The following is a 7,258-nucleotide window of genomic DNA, read 5'->3' on the forward strand; positions in this document are numbered from 1 at the left end:
GCCGTCGGTGTCCTGCTCGCGCAGCATCTCCTCCAGCTTCGCGAACTCGCGGTCGAACTCATCGGAGTCCTCTTCACCGAGGAGCCCGTCGATGAAGTCGGCGGAGTTGTCCAGCTGCTCGGCGGACGGCATGAGGTCCGGGTGCTCCCAGATACCGTCCCGGCGCTCCTGGCCCACCGCAATGTCGACGCGGCGCCACAGCTCGACAGCCTCGGCGACCTTCGGGGCAGAGAACTCGATGCCGACGATCTTGGCGAAGGCCTGTTCGGCGGACCCGCCGGTGGCGCGGCGACGGCGCCAGGCCTCGGTCATGGTGCCCGTGGAGGGGATGCGCTCACTCATCGCCTGATCCACGACGTATTCCACCCAACCCTCGACGAGAGCCAGCAGCGTCTCCAGGCGGGAGACGGCCTGGGCGTTGCGGGAGGAGATCCGCGGGGACAGATCCATCCCCTGCAGGCGCTGCATGGCGTCCTGGATGGCTGCCGGGTCGCCGGACTCGAGGTTGAGCTCGCGGGTCGCCTCCTCAATGTGGGAGGTGTCGATGACCAGGCCTGCGGCGTATTCCTCCACGGAGGAGACGAGGCGCTCGACCAACCACGGGACGTGGCGGTAGAGGCGCTGGCGGGCGGACTCACGGGCCGCGATGTAGACCATGAGCTCCTGGCCGGGCACGGTGAGTTCCTTGCCGGCGGCGGCAATGTTCACCGGCAGCAGGGCGGTGAGGTCGGTGGGGGCCACCGGCAGACCGAAATCGGAGCCGGTGAGTGCCTGCTTGGCCAGGTCCCCCAGGGCATTGCCCAGCTGCATGCCGAAGTTCATGCCCGACATCTGGTTCATCATCTGCAGCATGGGGCCGACCATGTCGCGGGCCTCCTCGGGCAGGGACGCCAGCTGGGCCTCGTTCATGTGCTCTGCCACCGGGCTGACCAGGCGCTTCCACATGGGCAGCGTCTGGGTGAGCCAGTCCTCGGCGTTCCAGGCGACGACGCGGCCGCCCGCCGTGGGCATCTGAGTGGTGTCGTCGAGCCACAGCTCAGCCAGGCGGGCGGCCTCCTCCACTGCAGCGCGATCCTGATCGCGCACGGGGGCCACCTGCCCGATCTGCTGGCGGGCGATGCGTTCTGCGAGGGCGTAGTTGACGGGGCCCTGGCCCTCGGGGGAGTTCATCGTGGAACCCATGCCCGAGAGCATCTGGCCGAACTGGTTGAGCATGTCGCCCAGCCCGCCGGATCCGTCCGCCCCGCCGAAGCCGAAGGGGCCGAAGGGATTCTGGTCGCGCCGGGACTTGTCGTCGTCATCGTCGCCTGGTCCGAAGGAGAAGCCGAATCCACCTGTGTTCATGGCATCCAATCTACCGGCGGGTGGCAACCTTAAGCCATGATGTGGGCAACGCTGACAGCGAACACAGGTACCCTGATTCACCGTGAATGATTCCTCGGCCCCCGCCAACCGTCGACTCCGCACCCTCGCCTGGGGTGCCGTGCCGGTCCTGGCCTTGACCGCGCTGGTGTCGATGGACCACATCCCGGGCACCGACATCTCCCTGACGGTGCCCTATGCGGCGGAGGGGCCGGGTCCCATGTTCGACACCCTGGGAGAGGTCGACGGCACCCCGGTGGTGGAGATCGAGGGCGCCGAATCAGACGAGACCTCCGGTGAACTGCGCATGACGACGGTGTCGGTGCGTTCGGGCATGACCCTCTCGCAGGCGCTCGCCCGGTGGCTGACCACCGACGACAACCTCGTGCCCATCGAGCAGATCTTCCCTCCGGACCTCACCCCGGAGCAGGTGGAGCAGGCCAATCGGGCCGCGTTCAATTCCTCGGAGGCGGCCGCCACGGTGGCCGCGATGAACTATCTCGGACGGCCGGTGGAGATCGTCGTCGCCGAGGTCATGGAGGAATCCGCGGCGACCGGGCGTCTGGACGGCGGTGACGTCATCACGGCGGTCGACGGGGTGGACGTCGATAAGCCGGGTCAGGTGCAGGAGATCGTCCGGGCGAAGCAACCGGGCGACGAGGTGAGGCTCACCCTGCGTCGCGGTGACACGGAGATCGAGGAGAGCATCGAGCTCGGTGCCAACCCCCAGGATGAGAACGTGGCCCTGCTCGGGGTGTTCATGAACTCGCAGCCTGTCGACGGGGTGGAGGTCTCCTACAACCTGCAGGACATTGGTGGTCCGAGTGCCGGCATGATCTTCTCGCTGGCGGTGATCGACAAGCTCTCGCCCGGTGAGATCAACGCCGGTCGCCTGGTCGCGGGCACCGGAACCATCGCCGAGGACGGGACCGTGGGGTCCATCGGTGGCATCGAGCACAAGGTGCGGGCGGCCGCGGCCGACGGAGTGGAGCTCTTCCTGGCGCCGGCCGGCAACTGCGCCGAGGCGCTCAAGGGTCAGCAGGACGGCATCGTGGTGGCGCAGGTGAGCACGCTCGATGACGCCATCACCGCGATGGAGGACTTCGGTGCCGGGCGCGACGTGGTGACCTGTAGCTAGGTCTCCGCGTTGTCCTCTTCCGGTTCCTCGGTCTCCGAGGTGGGGGGCTCGGCCAGACCCAGCTCGTAGATCCGCTCCTGCGGGTCGACGCGGTCGGAGGAGACCATCTGCTGCATGACCAGTCCCTCCTCGTTGTCGACGACCGTGATCACCGCCGTGGTTCCCAGCGTCGACCATCCGACCACCTTGCGGCCGGTGTCCTCCACGACCCGGGAGCTGCGCAGCTCCGTGATCAACTGCGTCGTCGACGCGGCCTTGGACATCGACTGGAAGAACTGGAACTGACCGACCTCGGGCCCGGAGCACTCCCAGGCATTGTTGATGCCGCTGTCGTTGCACGACTCGAATTCGCTGAACAGCGAGTCCGGTGCGACGGAGCGGAAGATCTTCTGCACCTCGGCGACATCGTCCGGGACTCCGCGCCTGCTTGTCGACGACACCGTGGTCCCCGTCGTCTCCGTGGCCCGGGTGGTCGGCGGCGCCGTTTCCTCGCTGGTGGGTGTCTCCGTGGGGGAGGTGGTGGTGGGAGTGGTGGCCGGGGAGGCCGTCTCCGTGGGAGTGGGGGGAGTGGTCGGGGTGGGGGTCGGTTCCTCGTCGGAACCGCACGCCACCAGGCCAGCGCAGAGCAGCACCGCGGCCGTGGCGGCGGTGATGCGGGCGGGGCGGGTCAATCGCACGGGGCCTCAGACTCCTTGAAGACGGCGTTCTGAACCATTCTAGTCGACGGGATCCGGGTCCTGCTCGAGGCCGAAGCGCAGGGCCGAGATGACACCGGGGGCGACGTCGGGGCCCCCGCGCAGCGCGATGTCGTCCTCCGCGAAGGCACCCGCCGCCGCCAGCTCCTCCTCGGTGGGGCGCAGCTGCAGGAGGGTCAGCTCGACACCCTCGGGGCGCAGGACGCCGCTGATCAGGCGGGCGGGGCGGGCGGGGGCGTCGTCAAGCGCGGCCTCCCGGAACATGATCTCCTGCACCAGAATGACTCCCTCGACCTCCGCGGGCCAGGCCAGGCGGGAGAGGTAATCTCCCAGCTCATCGGAGCCGGGGAGGATGTGCTCCGGCAGTTCCTGGACGACGAGGGTCAGCGGGGCGGCGTCCTCCGGATCGCCGAGCTGGTCGGCCACAAGGCGGGTCGGAACGAGGGCGAACAGGCTCGGGGCGGCGTCCCAGCCTTCGGCGTGGACGAACTCCACAGCCTCCATCATGGCCTTGTTCAGCGCCTGCGAAGAGTTTTCGGGAACTGTCACGGTCCATCCTCCGTTGGTCCTACAGGGGTGTACTTCTCTAGGCTATGGACAGTACACCGGCAGAAAAGTATGTCTTAAATATTTAGGAGAAGGACTTGGCCACCGGCCTCTCACAACCCTCCCCGTCCCTCAACCGGCCTCCACGGCTGCTCAGTTGGATCGTCGGCATCGTCGCCGCACTGTTCATCCTCGCGCCGATGGCGATCGGTTTCTACACCGATTGGCTCTGGTTCGGCGAAGTCGATTTCCGTGGCGTGTTCACCAAGGTGCTCCTTGTCCGCATCGCCTTGTTCTTCGCTTTCGCGCTGGTCGCGGGCTTCATTGTCTGGCTCGCCGGGTTCTTCACCTGGCGCAACCGCCCGGACACGCTGGAGACCCTCGACCTCAACTCCCCGGTCCACCAGTACCGGCAGGCCCTGGACAAGTCCGTCCGCGCCCTGCTCATCGGCATCCCGGTGGTCGTCGGACTCTTCGCCGGCTTCGTCGGTCAGGGCACGTGGCGCACCGTCATGATGTTCCTCAACGGTTCCAGCTTCGGCGTTCCGGACCCGCAGTTCGGGCACGACCTCAGCTTCTACGCCTTCAGCCTGCCGATGATCCGCCTCGTGGTGGACACCATCTCCCTCCTGCTGGTCGTGGCGTTCGTCATCGCCCTCATCGGCCATTACCTGCTGGGCAGCATCCGCATCGGCAATCAGGCGATGGGCGTCAAGGGCCACATCGCTCGCCCGGCGCGTGTCCAGCTGGCCGTCACCGGTGGCCTGTGGATGCTGCTGCAGGCGGGGTCCTACTTCCTGGACCGCTACTCCCTGCTCTACAACCAGCAGGAGACCTTCACCGGTGCCAGCTACACCGCCATCCACGCCCACCTGCCGGCCAAGATGATCCTCATGATCATCGCGATCTTTGTCGCCGTGGCGTTCTTCTCCGCGATCGTGCTCAAGGATCTGCGTATCCCGGCGCTCGGCGTGGTCCTGCTGCTGCTGTCGTCCTTCGTCATCGGTGTCGCCTGGCCGCTGCTCATGGAGCGATTCTCCGTCCAGCCGAACCGAGTGGCCAAGGAAGCCGAGTACATCTCCCGCAACATCGAGGCCACCCGTCACGCCTACGGTCTCACCGACGATCAGGTGACCTACCTGGAGAACTGGGGAGCCGGCGGCGCCAGCGACGACGCGGTCGCCGCCGACGAGGCGACGATCTCCAACATCCGTCTGCTGGACCCGGAGATCCTGTCCCCGACGTTCACCCAGATGCAGCAGCTGCGAAACTTCTACGGTTTCCCGGAGACCCTCAACGTCGACCGTTACGAGGTCGAAGGCGAGCTGCGTGACTTCGTCGTCGCGGCCCGCGAGATGGACCCCAACGCCCTGCGTGAGAACCAGCGCGACTGGATCAACCGCCACACCGTCTACACCCACGGCAACGGTTTCATCGCCGCCCAGGCCAACACCGTCGACGAGGCGGCCCGCGACGCCGGTTCCACCCGCGGTGGCTTCCCGGTGTTCACCGTCTCCGACCTGCAGTCCAACGCTGCGCGTGACGCGGCCGAGGAAGCCGAGGAGCTGGGTATCAAGGTCGACCAGCCGCGTATCTACTACGGCCCGGTCATCGCCAACTCCAACGACGGGGCGGACTACGCCATCGTCGGTGACAACGGTTCCGGTGCCGTGGAGTACGACACGGACACCACCTTCTACACCTACGAGGGTGACGGTGGTGTCGACATCGGCAACATCTTCAACCGGGCCGCCTTCGCCGCGCGCTACCAGGAGATGAACCTCATCCTCTCCGACCGTGTCCACGGCAACTCGAAGATCCTCTTCGAGCGTGACCCGCGCTCCCGCGTGGAGAAGGTCGCCCCGTGGCTGACCACCGACTCCAAGACCTACCCGGCTGTCATCGACGGCCGCATCAAGTGGATCGTCGACGGTTACACCACCCTGCGTGCGCTGCCCTACACCGAGCAGACCTCGCTGACCGAGACCACCGTCGACGCGCTCAACCCGGACGGCACCCAGCGTGCGCTGATCACCGACAACGTCGGTTACATCCGCAACTCCGTCAAGGCCACCGTCGACGCGTACGACGGCACCGTGGAGCTCTACGAGTTCGACACCGAGGACCCGGTCCTCAAGGCGTGGAAGGGAATTTTCCCGGACACCGTCAACCCCGAGTCCGAGATCTCCGACGAGCTGCGCCAGCACCTGCGCTACCCGGAGGATCTGTTCAAGGTGCAGCGTGACCTGCTCGCCCGCTACCACGTCGACGACCCGGGCGTGTTCTTCACCAACGACGCCTTCTGGTCCGTGTCCGAGGATCCGACCGCACCTGAGGGTCGCACCAACCTCAACCAGCCGCCGTACTACGTCGTCGCCGCCGACCCGGAGACCCAGGAGCCCAGCTTCCAGCTGATCACCCCGTTCCGTGGCCTGGAGCGTCAGTTCCTCTCCGCCCACATGGCGGTCAGCTCCGATCCGGAGACCTACGGCCAGATCACGGTCCGCGTCCTGCCGACCAACACCCAGACGCAGGGCCCGAAGCAGGCGCAGGACGCGCTCATGTCCTCCGACCAGGTCGCCCGCGACCGCACCCTGTGGGAGGGCACCAACGAGCTGCACAACGGCAACCTGCTGACCCTGCCGGTCGGTGGTGGCGAGATCCTCTACGCCGAGCCGATCTACTCCCAGCGCAAGAACCAGGAGTCGGCGTTCCCGAAGCTGCTGCGCGTGCTCGTGTCCTACAAGGGCCGCGTGGGTTACGCCCCGACGATCTCCGAGGCACTCGAGCAGGTGGGCATTGACCCGCGTGCCGCCCAGGACATCGCCGGCACCCCGACCGAAGTCAGCCCGGAGGATCCGGGTGTCGAGGCCGCCACGACCCCGGACGAGCGCGAGGGTGATGACGGCGAAGCCACCGAGGCACCGAGCCCGCCCGCGGGTGGCACCGGTACCGAGGGCGAGGCCATCGACCGCATCAACGACGCCCTGCGCAACCTCGAGGACGCCCGTGACGGTTCCTTCGAGGACTACGGCAAGGCTCTGGACGATCTCGACCGCGCCGTCGCCGACTACCGCTCCGCAGGCGGCAACTAAACCTACCTGGCCTGGGGATTTGTGATCATCCCCAGGCGGTGGGTATAGTTCAACATCTGCCACGGAAACGTGGTCAGGTGATATGTGAATAGCACCCGTCGCGGGGTGGAGCAGCTCGGTAGCTCGCTGGGCTCATAACCCAGAGGTCGTAGGTTCGAATCCTGCCCCCGCTACCAATTCACCACGACACCCTCTCAACTCCGGTTGGGAGGGTGTCGTCGTTGGGGCACCCGGGGGCGCTGCCGGGCACTGGTCTTGTGCATGCCGGACCGTGTGAAGGCGGTGACCGGCGGATTTGGGTTCGGGGGCGGGGGGTTGATATAGTCACACATGTCGTTACGGCGACGGTGAAAGTGAATAGCACCCATCGCGGGGTGGAGCAGCTCGGTAGCTCGCTGGGCTCATAACCCAGAGGTCGTAGG

5 protein-coding genes and 1 tRNA gene are annotated in these 7,258 nt (G+C 66.8%); 3 read left to right on the forward strand and 3 right to left on the reverse strand.

What is annotated here, in order from left to right:
- A partial coding sequence (locus Q4F73_RS05880) for a zinc-dependent metalloprotease (protein ID WP_303358428.1) occupies positions 1 to 1,344 on the reverse strand: 1,344 nt, incomplete at its 3' end.
- An 82-nt stretch (positions 1,345 to 1,426) separates the two neighbouring features.
- On the opposite strand from Q4F73_RS05880, the gene Q4F73_RS05885 reads away from it, so the two are divergent.
- The gene (locus tag Q4F73_RS05885; RefSeq protein ID WP_303358429.1) at positions 1,427 to 2,500 is read left to right on the forward strand and encodes a PDZ domain-containing protein; all 1,074 of its coding nucleotides are present in this window, start codon (positions 1,427 to 1,429) and stop codon (positions 2,498 to 2,500) included.
- Here the strand turns inward: Q4F73_RS05885 and Q4F73_RS05890 are convergent.
- Entirely contained in the window at positions 2,497 to 3,177 is a 681-nt protein-coding gene (locus Q4F73_RS05890; RefSeq protein ID WP_303358430.1) for a hypothetical protein, read from the reverse strand. The two genes, Q4F73_RS05885 and Q4F73_RS05890, sit on opposite strands and share 4 nt — an antisense overlap.
- Before the next feature lie 39 nt (positions 3,178 to 3,216).
- Positions 3,217 to 3,702 carry a PPA1309 family protein gene (locus tag Q4F73_RS05895; protein ID WP_303358433.1) on the reverse strand — a complete coding sequence of 162 codons (486 nt, stop codon included), beginning with the start codon at positions 3,700 to 3,702 and terminating at the stop codon, positions 3,217 to 3,219.
- 137 nt (positions 3,703 to 3,839) lie between these two features.
- Here Q4F73_RS05895 and Q4F73_RS05900 point away from each other — a divergent pair, with 137 nt between their 5' ends.
- Together Q4F73_RS05900 and Q4F73_RS05905 are read left to right on the forward strand one after the other, a co-directional pair.
- On the forward strand, positions 3,840 to 6,836 hold the full coding sequence (locus tag Q4F73_RS05900) for a UPF0182 family protein (protein WP_303358431.1): 2,997 nt from the start codon (positions 3,840 to 3,842) through the stop codon (positions 6,834 to 6,836).
- A 99-nt stretch (positions 6,837 to 6,935) separates the two neighbouring features.
- A tRNA-Met gene (locus tag Q4F73_RS05905) sits at positions 6,936 to 7,012 on the forward strand.
- Positions 7,013 to 7,258: the final 246 nt, after the last annotated feature.

It is taken from the genome of Corynebacterium sp. (genome assembly GCF_030535495.1).
In the GTDB taxonomy this organism is placed as follows: domain Bacteria; phylum Actinomycetota; class Actinomycetes; order Mycobacteriales; family Mycobacteriaceae; genus Corynebacterium.